The organism is Cryobacterium frigoriphilum (genome assembly GCF_004403305.1).
GTDB classification, from domain to species: Bacteria; Actinomycetota; Actinomycetes; order Actinomycetales; family Microbacteriaceae; genus Cryobacterium; species Cryobacterium frigoriphilum.
Map to the genome: position 1 here is coordinate 1 of NZ_SOHE01000076.1, position 2,618 is coordinate 2,618.

Below are 2,618 nucleotides of genomic sequence, written 5' to 3' on the forward strand. Positions count from 1 at the left end.
CTGGCGAGTAGTCGCTTTTGGTACTGCTAGTCCACCTTGTTGGTACTGCTGTTCCGGGGAGGTGGAACTGGCCAGGCTGGCGAAGTGGCCAGGCTGGCGATGTGGCCAGCCTGGCCAGAGCGTCTCGGCGAAGTCCGGGGCGTTACTCCCAGTAGTCCTTCGCGGTCTTGGCTTCGTCGCTGCGTAGGCGTCGCATGTCGACCTCGCCGAGGTTGAGCGTGCGGGCTTGACTGGCGAGCCGGTTGACGGTGGAGTCGGCCGCGATCCGGTCGGGGAGGGCCTCGACCCAGTAAGAAGGCCCGGATTGGCTGACGATGATCGTCGGCAGCCGGTGATCCCGGTTAGCCAAGATTGAGAAGAGATCGCTGGCCGCGTTGGGGTCGATGCCCACCGTCAAAAAGTCGTCGATGATCAGCAAATCCACATCACTGAGCTTGTTGAGCATGTTCTGATGACCAATCCCGTCGCCTCGAGCGATGACCAGCTGGCGGGCCAGGTCATCCATCCGGGTGTAGTGAACGCTGTGCTCGCTATGACAGGCCGCGATGCCAATCGCGCAGGCCAGATAAGTTTTCCCGCCACCGGTAGGCGAGATGATGAGCAGGTTCGTCGGGTCGGCCCTCCACTCGTGGGTGGCGTAGCGTTTCATCCGCACCGGGGTGAGGTTTCGTCCCGGCGGGTAGTTCAGCTCAGCCACCGACGCCTCCGGGATCGGGAACTTGGCCTGGCGGATCAGCTTCTCGATCCGGATCGATCGGCGAAGCTCCAAAGCTTCATCAACCGCCGTGAGGAACAATGCCTCGGGCGCGGCAGCATCGTTGGCTTCGTCCTTGATCAACTCCTCGAACCGCGCCGCGAGGTGCGTGATGCGCAGAGCCTTGAATTTGTCGTGGTCGACGCTGGTGAACACGCTGCCGATCATCAGCGGTCCTTGTAGTAGTCGGCGCCGCGGACCATGACGCTGGGCGTATCGGCAGGCCCGGGCGGGCTCTTCGTATTCGAGGCAGCCGGCACCAGCGGGTGGCTTTGCTTCTTGTCACCGGTGATGGTCGCCATGATGCGTTTCAGCGTCGTGTAGGTCGGGTAACCGCGCTGGTTGACGATCTGCTGGCACGCCGATTCAAGCCGCTGCTTGTTGCTCTTGCCGAGGGTCATGAGGATGTTTTGGCAGTCGAGGTAGGCCTGCGCTTCGATGACGGACCGGTCCAGGATCATCTCGATCACCGTCACGGTCGCTGGCCCGAAGCTCTTGGCCCGATGCTCGAACCACTGCCGCGTCCAGAGACCCTCGAGATCGTGGTGGCGTTCCGGAGCATGCTCGGCCACCGTGGAGTACTGGCCCTTGCGTCCGGATTTGCGGGGGTGCTCACAGATAAGCGTGTCGCCGTCAAAGATGGTGACGTTGCCGCCGGTCAGACGCACCCGCAGCATCTGCCCCGCCAGCTTGTAAGGCACCGAATAGTGCTGGTAATCGGCCGTGACGTGGTAATTCCGGCCGACCTTCAGCTGCTTCCACGAGACAGTATCGAACCTGTGCGCCGGTAACGGCTGGAGGAGCTCGGCCTCGTCGGCGCGGAAGCGTTCGGCGCGGGTGGTGCCGTCGGCACGGTGCATCTGCTCGTTGATCTCCACCATGCGTTCCTTGATCGCAGCATTGAGTTCGGCGAAGGTTGTCCATATTTCTTCAGCGAGGTAGCCTATTACTCGCTTGTTGATGGTGTTTACCGCAGATTCTGCGGCGGCTTTGTCCCGAGGGCGGCGCACGCGGGCCGGCACGACGGCGGTGGAATAGTGCTCGGCCAGCTCCTGGTATCGGACCTGGACGACGCGGGCACTGTCACCCTTGACCGTTCGATGGGTGGCCGTCGCGGCGTTATCGGGGACAATGATCTGGGTTGAACCGCCAATGAACTCGAAGGCCTGGACGTGGGCGTTGTTCCACGAATCCTGCTTCATGTCGGCATAGGCCGAGCAGAAGATCAGCCCGGAAAACGGCAGGACCGCCACGAACAGGTAACCCTTACGGATCTCCCCGGTGACCATGTCTGTCACCGGGAGCGTGTCGCCGGCCCAGTCCACGAGCAGAGCTCGGCCCGGATCGTGGTGCAAAGTCGCCACGACGTCATGGGTGTTGACGAACTCGGTGAACAGCTCGCAGTACCGCGAATATCCGTACTTTCGCCCAGGCAGCGCTGAGTCCAACCCCACATACATACGCCACCCCTGCTGCAGCGTGAAGTGCTTATTGCTCTTCATCGACTTCAACGTCCCCGCGAAGTCAGGCTGGATGAACGCGTCCGAGACGCTGCGGCGCTTGTCGGGAAACAACTCGGCCCACTGCTCGTCGCTCATCGCCGCGGTCGTCGCGGCGGTCAAGCTCCTCGCCGCGATGGTCTTCTTCACCATCGAGATTTCCCGGCGTGAACACCCCATTAGACCTGTGATCTCGTCGTAGCTACGGCCCTCGAACACCAACGCTGTAATGGCTTTGTAGCTCGCCATCAATGCCCCCTCCATCAGGAATCGGCAACACCCGTCGTGCTGCCGTCCTGACAACGAGACCAGATGCACATGGCCGCAGTACCAACAGTGCGGAACGGCAGTACCAACAACGTGGA

At 61.9% G+C, this 2,618-nt stretch carries 2 protein-coding genes; both read right to left on the reverse strand.

The genetic code is table 11. From position 1 onward, the window contains the following. Positions 1–142: 142 nt before the first annotated feature. Positions 143–922: an ATP-binding protein gene (locus tag E3T55_RS17480; RefSeq protein ID WP_241993126.1), complete on the reverse strand. Its 780-nt coding sequence runs from the start codon at positions 920–922 to the stop codon at positions 143–145. Further along, on the reverse strand, positions 922–2,618 hold a 1,697-nt coding region (gene istA / locus E3T55_RS17485), incomplete at its 5' end, for an IS21 family transposase (RefSeq protein ID WP_241993127.1). The genes E3T55_RS17480 and istA, both read right to left, overlap by 1 nt.